Source organism: Indiicoccus explosivorum (assembly GCF_002167005.1).
GTDB lineage: Bacteria > Bacillota > Bacilli > Bacillales_A > Planococcaceae > Indiicoccus > Indiicoccus explosivorum.
In genome coordinates this window covers 25030-43782 of the sequence record NZ_NHTN01000040.1, presented here as the reverse complement: position 1 = coordinate 43782, position 18753 = coordinate 25030, and the positions used below count along the sequence as shown (strand labels likewise).

Below are 18753 nucleotides of genomic sequence, written 5' to 3'. Positions count from 1 at the left end.
TGCTCCTGCGGTTACTCGTCGCATTAAAACACTTGCTCCTGCGGTTACTCGTCGCAGTTAAAACCGTTTGCCGCGGGCCCGCAGGATGCGGGTCAGAGGACCCGAGCGGCACGATGCCGCGCTCTCGGGTCCTTTTCCTTTCGAGCCTCCTCTGCCGGCTTTCACCGGCATGCGGGGTCTCGGACCGTCTTACTGCTCCTGCGCTGCTATGCAGCTCGTCGCAAACAGCCCCCGCAATATCTTTGCCGGGGCTGCTCGCAGGCGTCTTGCCGGATCCGTCACTTCACATCGGCCGGCGGTTTCGCATCATCCTGCCGGTGCGGCGGTACAGACTCGGTTGTCTCATCGCCCGTTCTCTTCAGGAAAAGGCGAGGGAAAGAAAAGGGAAGGAAACCCGGCCACTCCAGCAGAATAACGGATGGGAGAGACCCCGGAGCGCGCGTCAGCGCGTGAGGAGTCTCGAGAGGAAGGGGACCGAAATGCGCGACTTCCTGTCGCTTCGGACCCCTGACCCGCATCCTGCGGCCCTTGCGGAAAGGGCCGGGTTTCCCCTTTTCTGAACCGATAGGTTCACCTGGAAACCGGGCAGAACTGAGGAAGTAAAATGGTTATTTCTTCTTTCTTTACAACTTACGAAAACCGGAAGTGCCAATCGCACTTCCGGTTTTCGCTTTTTTCGCCGGCCGTATGGCGCCGGAAGTGCCGGTGTGGTGGGAGAAGGGCCGGTCCATGTGCTATAATAACGTGAAACGGCAACGAAGCCATGAGTAGGAGCTGTATAATTCTATGTACCGTTTGTTCATTCCAAACGAATATAAACACAAAGTGACGGACATCACGCCGCAGATGCTGAAGAAGCGCGGAGTGAAAGGCATCATCACCGATTTGGACAATACGCTGATCGAATGGGACAGACCCGGCGCGACGCCGGCCCTGGCGGAGTGGTTCAAATCGATGCAGGATGCGGGGATCCGGGTGGTCGTCGTCTCCAATAACAATGAAGACCGTGTCCGCACCTTCGCAGTGCCGCTCGGCATCCCGTTCATCCATCGGGCGAGGAAACCGCTCGGCGGCGCATATAAACGCGCGCTCGCCATGCTCGGTGTCCCGAAGCACGAAGCGGTCATGATCGGTGACCAGATGCTGACGGACGTTTTCGGAGGCAACTTGAAAGGACTCCACACAATCCTGGTGATTCCTGTCGCCGAATCGGACGGCTTCGTCACACGTTTCAATCGGCTCGTGGAACGGAGAATAATGAAACGGCTGAAACGCAAAGGCCATGTAACTTGGGAGGACAACTATGAGTGAACAAATCCGCTGCATCGGGTGCGGCGCCATCATCCAGACAGAACAGCCGAAAGCGCCCGGCTACGCGCCGCCTTCCTCACTGGATAGGGAAGAAGCGGTCTGCCAGCGCTGTTTTCGGCTGAAGAATTACAACGAGCTTCAGCCCGTCCCGCTGACGGACGATGATTTTTTGAAGATCCTGAACGGGATCGGATCCCGGAAAGGGCTGATTGTGAAGATCGTCGACCTCTTTGATTTCAACGGGAGCTGGATTCCCGGAATGCACCGGTTTGCAGGCGGCAATGATGTGCTGCTGATCGCAAACAAGGCGGACCTTCTGCCGAAATCGGTCAAGACGAAAAAACTGGTGGAATGGCTCCGGAAGGAAGCAGGGAAGCTGGGGCTGAAACCGGTCGATGTGCTGACGGTCAGCGCCCATAAAGGGACCGGCATGGACGAAGCGATGGCGGCGATCGAGCAGTACAGGGACGGCGGAGACGTCTTTATCGTCGGAAGCACGAACGTGGGGAAATCGACGTTCATCAACCGGATCATCCGGCAGGTGAGCGGCGAGAAAGATGTGATCACGACCTCGCATTTCCCAGGCACAACACTCGATATGATCGAAATCCCGCTGGATGATGATCATGCACTGTATGATACACCCGGTATTATCAATCATCATCAGCTCGCCCATCATTTGGAAGCGTCTGATCTGAAAGAGATCATGCCGAAAAAGGAGATCAAACCGCGTGTCTTCCAGCTGAATCCGGAACAGACGCTTTTCATCGGCGGTCTCGCCCGGTTTGATTTCATGGAAGGGGAGCGCTCTTCATTCACGGTATATGCCGCGAACGGCCTGAACATCCACCGGACGAAATTGGAGAATGCGGACAGTCTCTATGAACGGCAGCTCGGGGACGTGCTGACACCGCCTTCACCGAAAGCGAAAGAGGATTTCCCGGAGTTAGTGCGGCGGGAATTCCGGGTAAAGAATGCCAAAACGGATATCGTGTTTTCCGGTCTGGGCTGGATCACGGTGCAGCATCCGAATGTGACTGTCGCGGCTTATGCGCCGAAAGGAACTGAAGTGATGGTGCGGCCGTCACTTATTTAGGAGGAGGAGCATGAAAAAATGGTATGCGGTGATCGGCGACCCGATCGCCCACAGCCTGTCGCCTGTTATGCACGAGGAGTGGTTCCGGCTGCACGGCATCGATGCGTCATTCATCCCGATCCGCGTGAAACCAGGGGAGCTGAAACTTGCAGTGGATGCAATGAAACGGCTCGGGGTGAGCGGGTTCAATGTCACCTTGCCGTTCAAGCAGGAAATCGTCCCGCTGCTGGATGAACTCAGCCCCGCGGCCATCACAATGAACGCCGTCAACACGGTGGTCTGCAAAGACGGCCGGCTGTATGGGACGAATACGGACGGGGACGGCTTTGTCCGGTCCTTGCCGGTCCTCCCGAAGGACGCGGCGATTCTGATGGTGGGTGCTGGAGGCGCGGCACGAGGCATTACGTTCGCGCTTAAACGGCACGGCTTCGGGGATATCACCATCACCAACCGGACCGCCCGTCGTGCAGAAGAACTCGCCGGTTCCACCGGAACGGGCTGGATCACTGTCCGGGACGCCGAAGAGCAGCTCGGAAAGTTCGATCTGATCATCAATACGACGTCCGCCGGCATGGGAGACGGCGCGCTGCCCATGGCGACGGGGAACTTAAGGAGCGGCGCGTCCGTCTGCGACATCATTTACACGCCGCTGGAGACGCCCCTTTTGCGGCAGGCGAAGGACAGAGGATGCTCGACGCAGAATGGCGTGGGGATGTTCGTCCACCAGGGAGCCATCGCGTTTGAGGAATGGACAGGCATCACGCCGGATACGGACGGGATGATCGACAACATAAACAGGAATTTGGGAGGAACTTATGCTGACAGGTAAACAGAAACGATTTTTGCGCAGTGAAGCGCACCATCTCGATCCGATTTTCCAGGTCGGAAAAGGCGGCGTCAGCGAGACGATGCTGAAACAGCTGGAAGATGCATTGGAAAAGCGGGAACTGATCAAGATCAGCATCCTGCAGAATAACGAAGAAGACAAGCACGAAGTGGCGGAAGAACTGGCGCGCGGAACAGGCGCCGAGCTGGTGCAGCTCATCGGCCACACGGTGATCCTGTACAAGCAGTCGGTCAATAACCGGCAGATCGAACTGCCGAAGAGCAAATGAAGAAAGTCGGAATCCTCGGCGGCACGTTCAGTCCTCCGCACATCGGCCACATGGTGATGGCGGCGGAAGCGAAGTTTTCACTCGGTCTCGATGAAGTGCGGCTGATGCCGAATGCCGACCCGCCCCATAAGAAGGCGCCGGCCGCAAATGCGCGCCAGCGTGCCCGGATGGCGGAACTGGCTGCCGGCGGCTGCCCCGGTGTTGCCGTGGAACGGTATGAGACCGACAAAGGCGGCAAGTCTTATACGGTCGAGACGATGGAAGCACTGACGGAGCGGGAGCCGGACAGCCGGTTTTATTTTCTGATCGGCGGCGATATGATGGAATCGCTTTCCGCTTGGCACAGAATTGATGATTTGCTTCAGCTGGTGGAATTCGCAGGGTTCAAACGTCCGGGTTACGGCGTCACTTCAAAGTATCCCGTCACTGTGATCGACGCGCCGGTCATCGAACTGTCGTCGACTTTCATCCGGGAACGGATCCGGAATGGCGGTCCGTTCAGCCACCTCGTGCCGCCTGAAGTGGAACAGTATATCCGGAAGGAGCGTCTGTATGGATCGTAGTGTCATGCTGCAGAAAGTGAAAGAGCATCTCCCGGAAAAGCGGTTCACCCATGTGCTCGGCGTCATGTCGGCAGCAGCTGTTTTGGCGAAGGAATTCGGGGTGCCGGAAGATAAAGCGAACACGGCGGCCATTCTCCATGACGTGGCGAAGTTTTCAGACCGCAACTGGATGCGTAAAGTCATTGTCTCGGAAGGGATGGACAGCCGGCTCCTTGATTACCATGCGGAGCTCTGGCACGCGCCGGTCGGGGCATTTATCGCCGAACGGGAATTCGGGGTGACGGATCCGGATATCTTGAATGCCATCCGCTACCACACGACCGGGCGACCCGCGATGTCGGATCTCGAGAAAATCATCTACATTGCCGACCTGACAGAACCGGGCCGGAAATTTTCCGGGGTCGAGGAACTCCGGCAGAAGAAAGAGGAGGGCCTTGACGCCATGCTCGCCGCCTGTGTGGGGCACACCGTCGAGTTTCTGCGCTCGAAGGGGGCGCCGGTGTTCCCGGATTCGCTCGAATGTTATGACTATTATTCAAATCCCGAAAGGAACGTGACTGAATGACTAATGAAAATTTACTCCAGCTCGTCTATAATGCGGCAGATGATAAGCGGGCGGAAGATATTGTGGTGTTGAGCATGAAAGGCATTTCGCTGCTGGCCGACTACTTCGTCCTTTGCAGCGGCGGATCCGACCGGCAAGTGCAGGCGATCGCCCGGGAAGTGATCGATCAGGCGAATGAACACGGCATACCCGTGAAAAGCGTGGAAGGATTCGACGCGGCCCGCTGGGTGCTGATCGATCTCGGGGATGTCGTCGCCCATGTTTTCCACCACGATGAGCGTGAATTCTACAATCTGGAACGGCTCTGGCGGGAAGCGCCGGTCATCGAAATATGATGTACGGAAAATTCGCCGCTGTCTATGATGACTTGATGGCGGATATCCCCTACCTTGACTATGCGCGCTGGGTGAAACAGCATGCCGGCGGGGGCCGGCTGCTGGAAGCGGCATCGGGCACCGGTGTCCTCACAGCGCTGCTAGCCGAAGAGGGATTTGAAGTGACCGCGACGGATCTGTCCGAAGAAATGCTCTCAGTAGCAGGCGGACGGTTTTCCGATCGCGGTCTTTCCATTCCGCTGTTTGCCGTGCCGATGACCGAATTGCATCCGTTCACTGGTTTCGATGCGGCGGTGATCGCCATCGATTCCCTGAATTATTTGCCGGGCGAACAGGAAGTGCGCCGGACATTCGAAGGGATTCACCGGGCGCTGAATAAAGGAGGACAGCTGTTTTTTGATGTGCATTCCGTTTATAAATTGGAAGAGGTTTTTGCAGACGGACCGTTCGTATACGACGGGGAGGATATGGCGTATATCTGGCATACGGAAAAAGGTGATGCAGAACTGAGCGTCATCCACTATCTGACATTTTTCGTCCGCCAGGGGCAGCTGTTCGAGCGGTTCGAAGAGCAGCACCGGCAGCGGACCTTTCCGACTGATTTTTATGTGCGGACGCTGAAGGAGGCCGGTTTCCGGCAAGTGGAAGTGAGCGGCGGCTTCACCGGAGAAGCTCCGCGCGACCTGGACGAACGGATCTTTTTCAGAGCCATCAAATAAAGCTTCCAAAGCGGCAGGGGGTGAGGTATAGTGAAAGCAGCTTCACTGATTGCCTCCCCCGAAGAGATGAGGGATGGCCCTGAAAATACAAGATCTTCTCCAGCGGACCGGCTGGCTGCTGATTCCGTCAGCCGCTGTGCTCGTGCTTGCCTTTACTGTCTTTTCCCCCAATGAACCTGTCCTGCCGGCCGAGCCGTTCGTGGCCGCCGAACAAAACCCCCAACCAGAACCACCTGCAGAACCGCCTGTTCCGGAAACAGTCATGATTGAACTGAAAGGGCGGGTCACCCATCCCGGTGTTTACGAGCTGCCGGCGGACGCCCGCCTCCAGGATGCGATCCGCCTTGCCGGCGGACTGCTTCCTGACGCCGAAAGCCGGGCGATCAATCTGGCCATGAAAGTGAAAGATGAGCTGAGTCTCTATATCCCTGCCGTCGGGGAAGAGGCGGCCATGCCGCTCCCGGCGGAAGCTGCCGGGACCATGCCCGGCGAGGGACTCGTCAACATCAACACGGCAGATGAGGCAGCCCTGATGGAATTGCCGGGCATCGGTCCGTCAAAAGCGGCAGCGATCATCGCTTACCGTGAAGAATCGGGACCGTTCAGCGACCCTGAACAGCTGAAGGAAGTGCCGGGCATCGGCGACAAAACATTCGAACAGCTGGCCGCTTCCGTCACCGTCCATTGAGAAGTTGACGGACAGCGCGCCTCTGCTACACTTTGTACTAGGCGGAACCGGCACTGCCGGACTCCGCCGGACATGAATGCGGCGAGGAAGCCGCTTCTGTCCAATCCACCGACACCGGGAGGCAATCAGATGAAGCGAATAACTTGGGACCAGTTTTTTTTGGCGCAGAGCCACCTCCTGGCACTGCGGAGCACATGCACACGCTTGGCGGTCGGCGCGACCATCGTCCGCGACCGGCGGATCATGGCCGGCGGCTATAATGGATCCATCTCCGGCGGCGACCATTGCACCGAACACGGCTGCTACGTCATCGACAATCACTGCGTACGGACCATCCATGCCGAAATGAACGCGCTTTTGCAGTGCGCCAAATACGGGGTTTCTGTCAGTGGCGCTGAAATGTATGTCAGCCACTTTCCGTGCCTTCAGTGCACGAAATCGATTATACAGGCAGGCATTTCCGTTTTATATTATGCGAAGGACTACAAAAACCATCCGTATGCGGTGGAACTGCTGGAGCAGGCGGGAGTGAAAGTCATCCATGTGCCGTTCGATGAACGGGAAATCGATTTTCTCGGAGATGAAAAAGCGGCCCTGTACACTGAACTGCTGGAGCGGCTCCGCGAAAAAGGGGAGGACGAAGAATCACTGGCCCATTATGAGGAGCGGGTGAATACATTATTCGGCTGATACCGAACCCGAGCCAGCTGTTCTTTTTGGCAGCGGGCATCGCCATCGCTACATACGCGGCACAAGAATCACCGGTTGGACTCGTGTTTCTTGCGCCGCTTTTTTTGCTGATGATTTTTAAGAAAATAACGTTCCGGACGCAGCTTTTCATGCTTTTCGCGCTGCTCGCTGCTTATGCGATCCAACAGGAGCGGACGGAGGACTCATTTCCATATGAAGCGCCCTTTTCGGGGATGGTCACATTCAGTGACCGGGCCGTGATTGACGGGGATTCGTTAAGAGGATTTGCGTCTCTGGAAGACGGGCGGCGCGTTTACGCCTCGTACCGGCTCGGTTCCCCGGAAGAAAAGCGGTTCGTTGAAGAACGGCTCTGCTGTTATGCGTTCCGGGCGGCGGGGACTTTCGCGCTTCCCGAACTGCCTCCTCACCCGTACGCGTTCGATATGGCGGCATATTTGAAACAAAACGGGGCGTCGCATGTCCTGGAACTGGATTCGGTCGATTATGCGGTCCGAAGAAACGGTATCGGTGCGGCCCTTTCCAGGCAGCGGCAGAACGTAAAGAAGCATATAACCGGCACATTTCCGGAACCTCTTCGTTCTGAAGCGCTCGCCTTGCTGATCGGAGACCGGACCTTGATGGAAAGGGAAGAGGAAATGGCTTTCCGGACGCTTGGGATTTCACACTTGTACGCCATTTCCGGACTCCATATCGCCATCCTGACGGGTCTGCTTTACTGGCTGATGATCCGGTGCGGCATCCGGAAAGAATCCGCCTGGCTCCTCCTGGCGCTTATCCTGCCGGCATACGCGGTGATCGCCGGCGGCAGCCCGTCCGTTACACGGGCTGTCACGATGGCCGAAGCGGTTTTGTTTTTGCAGCTTTTCGGAAAACGGGTGAGTGTGGGTTCCGTCTTTTTTGCGTCGTTCATTGCGGCGGTGCTGCTGGATCCGTACGCCATGAATCAAATCGGGTTCCAGCTTTCATATGGTGCCGTCCTGTCCCTTATCTGCTCCGCCCGCCTGATCGGCGGGCTCCCGAAATGGAAAGCGGCACTTTGCATCACCGCCATTACGCAGACAGCACTTTTTCCGCTCTTGCTTTTGCATTTTTACGAGGTATCCATTTCCTCGTTCGCCGTCAATCTGCTGTTTGTGCCCCTGTACACCGCTTTTATCGTACCGGCGTATTTTCTTTTTCTCGCGCTGACCTATGGGCTGCAGCCGGCAGCGGATCTGCTGTTTACACTGTTCGTGCCGATCAGGGAACTGATCGGTTCGTTTACGGAAACGATCGCCGGCATCCCGCATCAGCTGTGGAATCCGGGCAGACCTTCCGCCGGATGGATGGCGGCTTTGTTAGGGAGCGTCCTGCTGTTTTTCATCTCAGCCGAACGGGGATTCCGAAGACGGCAGCTGCTCATCCTGCTTTTACCGGCCGGAATCTTCTCCGCGCTCCCTTATATGGACGATTCACTCCAGGTGTCATTCATTGATGTCGGACAGGGAGACAGCGCGCTCATCGAGCTGCCGCATCAGCAAGGAACGTACCTGATCGATGCGGGCGGTACGGTCCAGTTCGGCGGTGAGCCGTTTCAGGAACGGCGGAAACCATTTGAAGTTGGCCGACAGATCGTCATCCCTTATTTGAAGGGGCAGGGAATATCGAAACTCGACGCGCTCATCTTGACCCATGCCGATGCGGATCACGCAGAAGGAGCGGATGAGGTGCTGGAGTCGGTGCGCGCAGAGCAAATCCATCTTTCGCCGGGTTCCAGAGCGGAGGCGGAAATGGCGGAAGTCCTTACGGCGGCGGAGGAAGCTGAAATCCTGGAAATGGGAGAGGGCGTCAGCTGGACGGCAGGAGACGTCCATTTCCGTTATTTGGCCCCTGCTGATAGTGAGTATGCAGGAAATGATGATTCGCTTGTTCTTCTCGTCGAACAGGGGGGAAGCGGATTTTTGTTCACCGGCGATATCGAGGCGGCGGGTGAAGAAGCGCTCGTCCGCAAATACGGCAGCATCCTGAAGCGGACAGATGTGCTGAAAATCGCCCATCACGGCAGTAAAACATCTTCAAGCGAAGCTTTCCTGGAAGCCGCAGGGCCGCAACTGGCAATCATTTCAGCAGGCAAAAACAATCGCTACGGACACCCGCATGCCGAAGTGACCAGCCGGCTGCACGAGTTCGGGATCGATTTCAGGACGACCGCGGAATGCGGCACCGTGGAGCTTGTGTACAGGAACGGTTCAGCGGAGAAGCTGGAATGCAAAAAAAGTGCCGGCCCATGACAGGCCGGCACTTTTTCCATTGGTGACCGTTTACCGCGCGACAACATCCACGACGGTCGCAATCACAAAAATCAAACTGAAGAAACTGAATGCGACGACAAATCCGACCGCGGAATCGTTGAAGTCATTCCGCTTCGATTGCACATCCTGTTCAAAATCATTCATGGCTGTCCCTCCTAATTACTTTTCCATTATAAGTGAACAAAAACCGAAAATCCACTTGAAACTGCAATAAACCGGCTGCTTGCCCCGGCAGTCACAATATTGTCAAAAGAAAACGGCGACGGGCAGAGCATGGAAGATCCGTGCGCCGGCGGCCATTTTCCCCTGCAAAAACAACTGAAAAAACGTACAATAAAGGAAAGGAGAGAGAGTATGATTACATCTGCATGGAAATCGATTCGCAGCGGCAAAATCGATCCGGTTTATCTGATTGCCGGACCTGAAGCGCATTTCACTGAAAAGACGATCGAACTCCTGAAAGCTGAACTGTCGGGAGAAGAGCTGGAATACAGCGTGTTCGACCTGGATGAAACTCCGGTGGAAAGCGTCATCGAAGAAGCGGACACAGTGCCGTTTTTCAGCGACCGGAAGCTGATCATCGCCAAAAATGCTTCCTTCCTTAAAGCGGCTGAGCGCGGAAAAGAGAAGATCGACCACGATTTTAAGGCGCTGGAACGCTGGCTAGGAAATCCGCCGCTGACGAGTGTGACCGTTTTTATCGCACCGTACGAAAAACTCGATGAGCGCAAAAAAGTGACGAAATGGATGAAGAAGCAGACCACATTCATTGAAGCGAAAGCCCCGGACGCCAGGGATTTGGAAGTGTGGGCGGAACAGGAAGCGAAAGCGTACGGCAAGCGGATGGGAAAAGAAGCGGTCCGAAAGCTCGTGGAGACCGCCGGAACGAACTTGACTCTCCTGTCGTCGGAAATCGAGAAAATGTCCCTTTACCTCGGTTCAGAGGAAGAGGAAATCACCAGCGGACTCGTTGAACAGATGACACCGAGGACGCTGGAACAGGATGCCTTCAAAATGCTGCAGAACTACCTGGACGGGAATGTGGAAGGGGCCCTCTCCGTCTATTACGATTTGCTGGAGCAGAAGGAGGAACCGGTCGCGCTGACCGCGCTGCTCGCTTCGCAGATCCGCTTCATGATCCAAGTCTTCTATTTGCTGAAGAAAGGGTATTCGGCACCGAATATTTCGAAGCAGCTGAAAGCCCACCCGTACCGCGTGAAACTGCTCGTCGAGCGCAAGCGCCAGTTCACGGACAGTGAGCTCTTGGATGTGCTGCGCAGCCTGGCGGAAATCGACCTTCAGCTGAAAAGCCAGTCCGGCTCACGCGAACGGATCCTGGAGTTTTTCCTCATGAAGCGCGCTGTGCGATGATTGAGTTAAAAACGTCTTTGCCTCGGCTGTTCTCAGGTGTCCCGAAGAATCTGGCTGCTCACTCGGATTGGAAGTTACTTTGACCTATCAGGGACAATTCTCCAGGCTGAACGAGTAAGCGGAAAACGCGAGACTCCTGCGGGAAAGCAGTTCAAGTGAGACCCTGCAGGACGCGGAGCGGCCGAAGCGGCTCACGAACTGCCCGCGGAAAGCGAGTGTTTTCGCGGCGGGTGGAAAGACTCGGAAATTTCCCGAACATGCAAAAAAGCCGGCTCCCTTAACGGGAACCGGCTTTTGTCATCAGCCTTGGACTTTTTTCATCAGGCGTGACTTTTGGCGTGCTGCTTTATTTTTGTGGATAAGGCCTTTGTCAGCCGCTTTTTCCAGCTGTTTGATCGCCGCTTTCACAGTTTCCTGTTTGTTTTCGCTGTCGGCAGCCAGTGACTGTTCAGCTTTTTTCACGGTCGAACGCATTGCGGACTTCTGTTTTGTGTTAAGCGCGTTGGCATCTTGGTTCTTGCGGACGCGTTTGATAGCGGATTTAATGTTTGGCAACTCTTTCACCTCCAATTTTACAAGGAACGAACTCTCTGGTTCTCATTGCAACAAGCATCATTTTAGCAAACCGTCACCCGGAATGCAATAGATATACGCAAAGAAGTTTCCCTTGACACCTCGTTTCCGGCGGATGCGTTGCCCAAACATAGGGACACTGTTATAATTCATTTAGCCAAACTAGGAGTGAACTGCTATGAACCGAGAAGAACGACAGAAGCGCCAGGAGAAAATCCGCAATTTCTCCATTATTGCGCACATCGACCACGGCAAATCGACGCTTGCCGACCGGATTCTCGAACAGACGAAAGCGCTGACGACCCGGGAAATGAAAGCGCAGCTGCTCGACTCGATGGACCTCGAGCGGGAGCGCGGGATTACGATCAAGCTGAATGCCGTTCAGCTCAATTATACAGCGAAAGACGGGGAAACGTATATTTTCCATCTCATCGATACCCCCGGCCATGTCGACTTCACGTATGAAGTCTCCCGGAGCCTGGCTGCGTGCGAAGGGGCGATTCTTGTCGTCGATGCCGCGCAGGGCATCGAAGCGCAGACGCTCGCCAACGTCTATCTGGCGCTCGATAACGACCTGGAAATCCTGCCGGTCATCAATAAAATCGATCTTCCAGCCGCCGATCCGGAACGGGTCCGCCAGGAAGTGGAAGATGTCATCGGACTCGATGCATCCGATGCGGTCCTCGCTTCCGCTAAAGCCGGAATCGGCATTGAAGAGATCCTGGAACAGATCGTCGAAAAGGTTCCGCCGCCCCAAGGGGATCCCGATGCGCCGCTGAAAGCGCTGGTGTTCGATTCCATGTTCGATCCGTACAGGGGCGTCGTCGCCTATATCCGGATTGTCGAAGGAAGACTGAAGCCGGGCGACCGGATCAAGATGATGTCGAACGGCAAAGAATTCGATGTCGTCGAGGCCGGGGTCTTCACCCCGAAAGCGACCCAGCGGGAAGAACTGACGGTCGGTGATGTCGGATTCCTGACCGCCGCCATCAAAAATGTGAGCGACACGAAAGTCGGGGATACGATCACATTGGCATCGAACCCGGCGGCAGAAGCGCTGCCGGGCTACCGTCAGCTCAATCCGATGGTGTTCTGCGGCATGTACCCGATCGATGCCAGCCGATACAACGACATGCGGGACGCGCTTGAAAAACTCCAGTTGAATGACGCGGCGCTCCAATTCGAAGCAGAGTCCTCCCAGGCGCTCGGTTTCGGTTACCGCTGCGGCTTCCTCGGCCTTCTCCATATGGAGATCATCCAGGAGCGGATCGAACGGGAATTCGGCATCGATCTGATTACGACGGCACCGAGCGTCATTTACCACGTCCACATGACGGACGGCGAAGTGCTCACTGTCGATAATCCGTCGATGATGCCGGATCCGCAGAAGATCGACCATGTCGAGGAGCCGTATGTCAAAGCCACGATGATGGTGCCGAATGATTTCGTCGGTCCCGTGATGGAACTGTCCCAGAGCAAGCGGGGGAACTTCATCAATATGGATTATATCGATACGACGAGAGTCAGTATCGTCTATGAGCTCCCGCTGTCGGAAATCGTCTTTGATTTCTTCGATCAGCTGAAATCGAGCACGAAAGGCTATGCCTCCTTTGATTACGAAATGATCGGTTATAAGGAATCCAAGCTGTCGAAAATGGATATCCTCCTGAATTCCGAAAAAGTCGATGCGCTCAGCTTCATCGTCCATAAGGATTTCGCCTACGAACGTGGGAAAGCGATCGTCGAAAAGCTGAAGACGCTCATTCCGCGGCAGCAGTTCGAAGTGCCGATCCAGGCGGCGATCGGCAACAAGATCATCGCCCGCTCGACCATTTCGGCGATCCGGAAAAATGTCCTGGCCAAGTGTTACGGCGGCGATATTTCCCGGAAGCGGAAACTGCTCGATAAGCAGAAAGAAGGCAAAAAGCGCATGAAGCAGGTCGGATCTGTCGAAGTGCCGCAGGAAGCGTTCATGGCTGTTTTGAAGATGGATGATTCATCAAAATAAACGATGCGGGAAGGAGGCAGGATTCTGTGCCTCCTTTTCCATTTGGAAAGAAGGATTCTCATGGTGAAAGGACTTTATATCCACATCCCTTTCTGTCACCAGATCTGTCACTATTGCGATTTCAATAAAGTCTTTTTCGAAAACCAGCCGGTCGACCGCTACATCGAAATGCTCGGGCGCGAGCTGGACTTGTGGAAAGCGTCCGGCGCGCTCAATTCCCCGATGGAGACGGTTTTCTTTGGCGGCGGCACACCGACCGCGCTCGATCCGGGGCAGCTGGAACGGCTGCTCGGCCACGTCCGCCGCAACGTCGTCTTGGCGGAAGGCTGCGAGTGGACGTCGGAGGCGAATCCGGACGAACTGAACCGAGCCAAACTGGATGTCCTGTTTGCCGGCGGCGTAAACCGGCTCAGCATGGGGGTCCAGTCGTTTGACGAAGATTTGCTCGGCCGCCTCGGAAGGACCCATGGGAATGGGGATGTCGACCGGGCGATCACGGAAGCGCGCGAAGCGGGATTCACCAATATCTCGCTGGATCTCATGTACGGACTGCCCGGACAGACGATGGACCAATGGGAAAAGACGCTGGATCGGGCATTTTCGTATGAGCTCCCTCATTTTTCCGCTTATTCGCTGATCGTCGAACCGAAAACGGTATTTTATAATCTTCTGATGAAAGGGAAGCTCCGGACACCGGGAGAGGATCTGGAAGCGGAGATGTACCGGGTGCTGATGGAGCGGATGGCGGCGCACGGCCTGCACCAGTACGAAATAAGCAACTTCGCCAAACCGGGCCGCAAATCGCGGCATAACCTCCTTTATTGGAACAACGAAGAGTACATCGGGGCGGGGGCCGGCTCCCACGGCTACGTCGACGGCGTCCGCTATTCGAATCACGGGCCGCTGAAAAAGTATATGGCCCCACTTGAAGAATGGAAGCGGCCGGTCCTTCAGGAACAGGCCGTTTCGCCGGCCGAGCAGATGGAAGAGGAAATGTTCCTCGGCCTCCGGAAAAATGAAGGCGTTTCGGAAACCCTGTTTCGTGAGAAATTCAACGTCAGCCTGGATGCCGTCTATGGCGAGAAACTGGAAAAACTGCTGGCAATAGGGAACCTGGAACGTTCGGACGGTTTCGTACGGCTGACAGACAGCGGCCGTTTTGTCGGGAACGACGTGTTCAGCGAATTTCTCTTAGGAGATTGAATCGGAAGCATTGACGGGAAAAATGAAATTTGGTAATTTAAATGTAGTATTAGCACTCGCGCTGCATGAGTGCTAACAGAGGTGATGATCATGTTAACTGAACGGCAGCTGCTTATCCTGAAAGTGATCATTGATGACTACATTGAATCAGCTCAGCCGGTCGGATCTCGCCATATATCAAAACGGCCCGACATCGCGTACAGTCCGGCCACTGTACGGAACGAAATGGCGGATCTGGAAGAAATGGGCTACATTGAGAAGACCCATACTTCTTCAGGACGCGTTCCGTCTGAAAAAGGCTACCGTTACTATGTGGATCACATGCTGACGCCGCGGCAACTTCCGAAGGAAGATGCAGTCCAGCTGCAGTCGGTGTTCCGCGACCGGATGAATGAAACGGAAGAGATCATCCGGCGTTCAGCGATGATGCTGTCCGAGCTGACGAATTACACATCGATCCTGCTCGGTCCGGATGTCCGGAAACATACAGTGCGGAAGTTTTCGATCGTCCCGCTGACGAATTCGACTGCCGTGGCGATCATCGTGACGGATAGCGGGCATGTCGAAAACCGGGTATTCCCGCTGCCGGAAGGCATCAATCCGGCGGATATCGAGAAGATGGTCAACATCCTGAACGACAAACTGACCGGTGTCGCGCTCCATGAGCTTCACCGGCGGCTGGAGCAGGAAGCGGCCGTCATACTCCGCCAGCATCTCGACCGGTATGGCGATCTTGTCTCGACGTTCCGGGAGACGCTGGTCAGTCCGCTCGAGGAAAAAGTGTTCTACGGCGGAAAGCTGAATATCCTGAAGCAGCCGGATTTCCACGATCTCCAAAAAATCCGCAATCTGATGGACGTCATCGATGAGACGCGGCATCTTCCCCTCATTCTGCCGGTCGGCAATGAAGGGCTGCATGTGACGATCGGTTCGGAAAACGCACTTACCGCCATGGAAGACTGCAGTGTCATTACGGCGTCTTACCGGGTCGGTGAAGAACAGACGGGACTGATCGCGATCGTCGGACCGAAACGAATGGACTATAAGCGGGTCGTGACGCTGCTCGATACACTGAGCGGCGATCTCACCAGGGAATTGACCCGACTGATCCGCGGAGGAGCGTAAAGGAGGAACTGACTGATGGGCGATAATCTGAAAGAACAAAACAGAAACGAAGAAGAAGCGGCAGCCGAAAACCAGCCGGCGCCTGAACAAGAAACGGCGGAATCCGCTGAAGAGACTCAAACTGAACCTGCAGCAGCCGAAGAAACGGCCGGCGGGGGAACAGCCGGCGCCGATGAGGCTTTGTCCGATGAAGCGCAGCCGGACGAAACCGAAAAACTCCGGGAAGAGCTGGAGAATGAACAGAATAAGTATTTGCGGCTCCTGGCCGATTACGAGAACTTTAAGCGCCGGAGCGCCAAAGACCGGGCCGAAGCGGAGAAATTCCGCTCGCGCGCGTTGCTGACAGATCTTCTCCCTGTCCTGGACAACTTTGAACGGGCGCTTGCCGTCGATGTGAAAAATGACGAGACGGAATCGCTCCTGAAAGGTGTCCGGATGGTCCATAATTCACTTCTTGAAGCTGTGAAGCGTGAGGGACTGGAAGAAGTGAAGGCGGTCGGTGAACCGTTCGATCCGAACGTACACCAGGCAGTCATGCAGGAAAAAGATGAGTCGAAAGAGCCGGGAACGGTTCTACAGGAATTGCAGAAAGGCTACACACTGAAGGGACGGGTGCTTCGCCCGGCAATGGTAAAAGTCAACGAATAACCGGTAAATGGAGGAATGGAAAATGAGTAAAATTATTGGAATCGACCTCGGAACAACAAACTCTTGTGTCGCAGTGCTTGAAGGCGGCGAACCGAAAGTAATTCCGAATCCGGAAGGGAACCGCACGACACCGTCCGTCGTCGCATTCAAGAACGGCGAGCGCCAGGTAGGGGAAGTGGCGAAACGCCAGTCCATCACGAATCCGAATACGATCACTTCCATCAAGCGCCACATGGGCACCGACCACAAAGTGGAAGCCGAAGATAAAAAATACACGCCGCAGGAAGTGTCGGCGATGATCCTCCAGTACCTGAAAGGGTACGCGGAAGAATACCTCGGCGAAAAAGTCGAAAAAGCGGTCATCACGGTGCCGGCTTACTTCAACGATGCGGAGCGCCAGGCGACGAAAGATGCCGGACGCATCGCGGGCCTTGAAGTGGAACGGATCATCAACGAACCGACCGCGGCCGCGCTCGCTTACGGTCTGGACAAAATGGAGCAGGACCAGACGATCCTCGTCTATGACCTTGGCGGCGGGACGTTCGACGTTTCGATCCTCGAACTCGGCGACGGCGTGTTCGAAGTGCGTGCGACTGCCGGCGATAACCGGCTTGGCGGCGACGACTTCGACCAGGTCATCATCGACCACCTCGTGCAGGAATTCAAAAAAGAGAACGGAATCGATCTGTCGAAGGATAAAATGGCGATGCAGCGCCTGAAAGATGCGGCGGAGAAAGCGAAAAAAGACCTTTCGGGTGTGACCAGTACACAGATTTCCCTGCCGTTCATCACAGCGGGCGAAGCAGGACCGCTTCACTTGGAAATGACTCTTTCCCGCGCGAAATTCGAAGACCTTACATCGAACCTGGTCGAACGCACCATGGGACCGACGCGCCAGGCGATGAAAGATGCGGGCGTATCGAAGTCCGATCTCGACAAAGTCATTCTCGTCGGCGGTTCCACACGGATTCCGGCCGTCCAGGAAGCGATCAAAAAAGAGACCGGACAGGATCCGCATAAAGGCGTCAATCCGGATGAAGTCGTCGCCATGGGCGCGGCTGTTCAGGGCGGGGTCCTGACAGGCGATGTGAAAGATGTGGTCCTTCTCGACGTGACTCCGCTGTCGCTCGGTATCGAAACGATGGGCGGCGTGTTCACGAAACTGATCGAGCGCAACACGACGATCCCGACATCGAAATCCCAGACGTTCTCGACTGCGGCGGATAACCAGCCGGCCGTTGACATCCATGTCCTCCAGGGTGAGCGCCCGATGGCGGCGGACAATAAAACACTCGGCCGTTTCCAGCTGACCGATATCCCGCCGGCACCGCGCGGCGTGCCGCAGATCGAAGTGACATTCGATATCGATAAAAACGGGATTGTAAACGTCAAAGCGAAGGATCTCGGAACGCAGAAAGAGCAGAACATCACGATCCAGTCCAGCAATACGCTGTCCGATGAAGACATCGAACGGATGGTGCAGGAAGCCGAAGCGAATGCTGAAGCCGACGCGAAGCGCAAAGAGGAAGTGGAGCTCCGCAACGAAGCGGACCAGCTCGTCTTCCAGACGGACAAGACGATCAAGGATCTTGGAGAAAATGTATCGGACGAAGAGAAGAAACAGGCGGAGGACGCGCGCGATGAACTGAAAAAAGCGCTCGAATCCGATTCGACCGATGATATCCGCGCAAAACGCGATGAACTCCAGAATATTCTGCAGGGTATTGCCGCTAAAGCGTATGAACAGGCGGCGCAAGCCGGTGAAGCAGGGAATGCCGGCCAGGCGGATGACGGAGTCGTGGATGCCGACTTCGAAGAAGTGAACGACGACGATAACAACAAGTAAGGCGGAGGAAAAGTCAAAGCGGGATTATGCGCTTTGGCTTTTTCACTGTCCGGAGTCTAAATGAGCATTTTTGCCAGCATCTTATTCAAGTTACTACTAATGACTACAAAACCTCCGGTCTGTTCGTTCGCTACGAAAATACTCGCTTGCTCCTGCGCAAGCTCGTCGCAGCCAAAACCGTTTGCCGCGGGCAGTTCGTGAGCCTCCTCCGTCGCTGTGCGCCGTGCGGGGCCTCACTTGAACTGCTTTTCCCGTAGGCGTCTCGTATTTTCGTTTGCTCGCTCCTTCCCGGAGGAGGTTGCAGCAAGAACGGGGTAGCGGATGCAGCAAAAATCCTCATTGTCGTGAGACCCAGTTTATTCATCAAACTGTGTCTTTCTGTTTCACCGCACAAACTGCTGAAGAAGGAGCGACAGGCGGCGACTCCGGAGGGATCAGCGAATGAGTGGGCAAGAAGATCTTGACCACTCATTTGCGACGAGCACGCGAAGCGGCGCAGGAGCACAAGGGTCTTTCTTCGCCAGACGAGACCCTGCAGGACGCGAAGGCGGCCGAAGCGGCTCGAGGACCGCCACTCGGAAAGCG

19 protein-coding genes are annotated in these 18753 nt (G+C 55.6%); 17 read left to right on the top strand and 2 right to left on the bottom strand.

Translation table 11 applies throughout. The features are described 5' to 3' along the window. Window positions 1-786 precede the first annotated feature (786 nt). The 11 genes from CCE92_RS11630 (at window position 787) to CCE92_RS11580 (ending at window position 9373) form a co-directional block, all read left to right on the top strand. On the top strand, window positions 787-1311 hold the full coding sequence (locus CCE92_RS11630; RefSeq protein ID WP_088008062.1) for a YqeG family HAD IIIA-type phosphatase: 525 nt from the start codon (window positions 787-789) through the stop codon (window positions 1309-1311). Next, complete coding sequence (yqeH, locus tag CCE92_RS11625) at window positions 1304-2407, top strand: ribosome biogenesis GTPase YqeH (protein WP_088008061.1); 1104 nt, start codon at window positions 1304-1306, stop codon at window positions 2405-2407. Before CCE92_RS11630 ends, yqeH begins: the two co-directional genes overlap by 8 nt. Before the next feature lie 10 nt (window positions 2408-2417). Beyond that, on the top strand, window positions 2418-3236 hold the full coding sequence (locus CCE92_RS11620; protein WP_088008060.1) for a shikimate dehydrogenase: 819 nt from the start codon (window positions 2418-2420) through the stop codon (window positions 3234-3236). Beyond that, on the top strand, window positions 3223-3522 hold the full coding sequence (gene yhbY, locus CCE92_RS11615; RefSeq protein ID WP_088008059.1) for a ribosome assembly RNA-binding protein YhbY: 300 nt from the start codon (window positions 3223-3225) through the stop codon (window positions 3520-3522). Before CCE92_RS11620 ends, yhbY begins: the two co-directional genes overlap by 14 nt. Beyond that, the gene (locus tag CCE92_RS11610) at window positions 3519-4085 is read left to right on the top strand and encodes a nicotinate-nucleotide adenylyltransferase (protein WP_088008058.1); all 567 of its coding nucleotides are present in this window, start codon (window positions 3519-3521) and stop codon (window positions 4083-4085) included. The genes yhbY and CCE92_RS11610 overlap by 4 nt, the downstream gene beginning before the upstream one ends. After that, complete coding sequence (gene yqeK / locus CCE92_RS11605) at window positions 4075-4650, top strand: bis(5'-nucleosyl)-tetraphosphatase (symmetrical) YqeK (RefSeq protein WP_088008057.1); 576 nt, start codon at window positions 4075-4077, stop codon at window positions 4648-4650. Before CCE92_RS11610 ends, yqeK begins: the two co-directional genes overlap by 11 nt. Then, on the top strand, window positions 4647-4985 hold the full coding sequence (gene rsfS / locus CCE92_RS11600; protein ID WP_088008056.1) for a ribosome silencing factor: 339 nt from the start codon (window positions 4647-4649) through the stop codon (window positions 4983-4985). The genes yqeK and rsfS overlap by 4 nt, the downstream gene beginning before the upstream one ends. After that, entirely contained in the window at window positions 4982-5704 is a 723-nt protein-coding gene (locus CCE92_RS11595; protein ID WP_088008054.1) for a class I SAM-dependent DNA methyltransferase, read from the top strand. The genes rsfS and CCE92_RS11595 overlap by 4 nt, the downstream gene beginning before the upstream one ends. Window positions 5705-5777: 73 nt before the next feature. After that, window positions 5778-6392 carry a ComEA family DNA-binding protein gene (locus CCE92_RS11590; RefSeq protein WP_088008052.1) on the top strand — a complete coding sequence of 205 codons (615 nt, stop codon included), beginning with the start codon at window positions 5778-5780 and terminating at the stop codon, window positions 6390-6392. Window positions 6393-6521: 129 nt separating this feature from the next. After that, window positions 6522-7082 (top strand): ComE operon protein 2, encoded by a 561-nt coding sequence (locus tag CCE92_RS11585; protein ID WP_088008050.1) that lies wholly within the window; start codon window positions 6522-6524, stop codon window positions 7080-7082. 26 nt (window positions 7083-7108) lie between these two features. Next, entirely contained in the window at window positions 7109-9373 is a 2265-nt protein-coding gene (locus CCE92_RS11580) for a DNA internalization-related competence protein ComEC/Rec2 (RefSeq protein WP_088008048.1), read from the top strand. A 30-nt stretch (window positions 9374-9403) separates the two neighbouring features. Here CCE92_RS11580 and CCE92_RS11575 read toward each other — a convergent pair whose 3' ends face one another. Beyond that, window positions 9404-9538, bottom strand: a complete 135-nt coding sequence (locus CCE92_RS11575; protein ID WP_088008046.1) for a YqzM family protein — start codon at window positions 9536-9538, stop codon at window positions 9404-9406. A gap of 210 nt (window positions 9539-9748) precedes the next feature. On the opposite strand from CCE92_RS11575, the gene holA reads away from it, so the two are divergent. Further along, window positions 9749-10765: a DNA polymerase III subunit delta gene (holA, locus tag CCE92_RS11570; protein ID WP_088008044.1), complete on the top strand. Its 1017-nt coding sequence runs from the start codon at window positions 9749-9751 to the stop codon at window positions 10763-10765. Window positions 10766-11065: 300 nt separating this feature from the next. On the opposite strand, the gene rpsT is transcribed toward holA, so the two are convergent. Beyond that, window positions 11066-11320: a 30S ribosomal protein S20 gene (gene rpsT / locus CCE92_RS11565; protein ID WP_088008041.1), complete on the bottom strand. Its 255-nt coding sequence runs from the start codon at window positions 11318-11320 to the stop codon at window positions 11066-11068. A gap of 196 nt (window positions 11321-11516) precedes the next feature. Here rpsT and lepA point away from each other — a divergent pair, with 196 nt between their 5' ends. The 5 genes from lepA (at window position 11517) to dnaK (ending at window position 18168) form a co-directional block, all read left to right on the top strand. Next, on the top strand, window positions 11517-13346 hold the full coding sequence (lepA, locus tag CCE92_RS11560) for a translation elongation factor 4 (RefSeq protein ID WP_088008040.1): 1830 nt from the start codon (window positions 11517-11519) through the stop codon (window positions 13344-13346). A 60-nt stretch (window positions 13347-13406) separates the two neighbouring features. Then, window positions 13407-14549, top strand: a complete 1143-nt coding sequence (hemW, locus tag CCE92_RS11555; RefSeq protein ID WP_088008038.1) for a radical SAM family heme chaperone HemW — start codon at window positions 13407-13409, stop codon at window positions 14547-14549. Between the two features lie 90 nt (window positions 14550-14639). After that, complete coding sequence (gene hrcA / locus CCE92_RS11550) at window positions 14640-15674, top strand: heat-inducible transcriptional repressor HrcA (RefSeq protein WP_088008036.1); 1035 nt, start codon at window positions 14640-14642, stop codon at window positions 15672-15674. A gap of 15 nt (window positions 15675-15689) precedes the next feature. Beyond that, complete coding sequence (gene grpE / locus CCE92_RS11545) at window positions 15690-16322, top strand: nucleotide exchange factor GrpE (RefSeq protein WP_088008034.1); 633 nt, start codon at window positions 15690-15692, stop codon at window positions 16320-16322. Window positions 16323-16344: 22 nt separating this feature from the next. After that, window positions 16345-18168, top strand: a complete 1824-nt coding sequence (gene dnaK, locus CCE92_RS11540) for a molecular chaperone DnaK (RefSeq protein WP_088008032.1) — start codon at window positions 16345-16347, stop codon at window positions 18166-18168. Window positions 18169-18753 lie beyond the last annotated feature (585 nt).